The sequence below is a fragment of the Modestobacter muralis genome (assembly GCF_010682105.1).
Lineage (GTDB): Bacteria > Actinomycetota > Actinomycetes > Mycobacteriales > Geodermatophilaceae > Modestobacter > Modestobacter muralis.
Genome location: NZ_JAAGWH010000083.1, coordinates 1 through 524, shown reverse-complemented (window position 1 = coordinate 524; position 524 = coordinate 1). Strand labels below are relative to the sequence as shown.

General features: G+C 67.9%; 1 protein-coding gene. It reads left to right on the top strand.

The genetic code is table 11. The annotated features are described in order from the left end of the window. Positions 1 to 524 (top strand): AAA family ATPase (locus tag GCU67_RS21095; RefSeq protein ID WP_163613467.1); only part of this gene is annotated, 524 nt, incomplete at both ends.

The following is a 524-nucleotide window of genomic DNA, read 5'->3' as shown; positions in this document are numbered from 1 at the left end:
GCTGCCGAAGCCGAAGGAGATCCACGACTTCCTCGAGCAGTACGTCATCGGCCAGGACAAGGCCAAGCGGACGCTCTCGGTCGCGGTCTACAACCACTACAAGCGCGTGCAGGCCGGCGGCGCCGGCGGGCGGGACGACTCCGTCGAGCTGGCCAAGTCCAACATCCTGCTGATGGGGCCCACCGGGTGCGGCAAGACCCACCTGGCCCAGACGCTGGCGCGGATGCTCAACGTGCCCTTCGCCATCGCCGACGCGACCGCCCTCACCGAGGCCGGCTACGTCGGTGAGGACGTCGAGAACATCCTGCTCAAGCTGATCCAGGCCGCCGACTACGACGTCAAGCGGGCCGAGACCGGCATCATCTACATCGACGAGGTCGACAAGATCGCCCGCAAGAGCGAGAACCCGTCGATCACCCGCGACGTCTCCGGTGAGGGCGTGCAGCAGGCGCTGCTGAAGATCCTCGAGGGGACGACGGCGTCGGTTCCCCCGCAGGGCGGCCGCAAGCACCCGCACCAGGAGT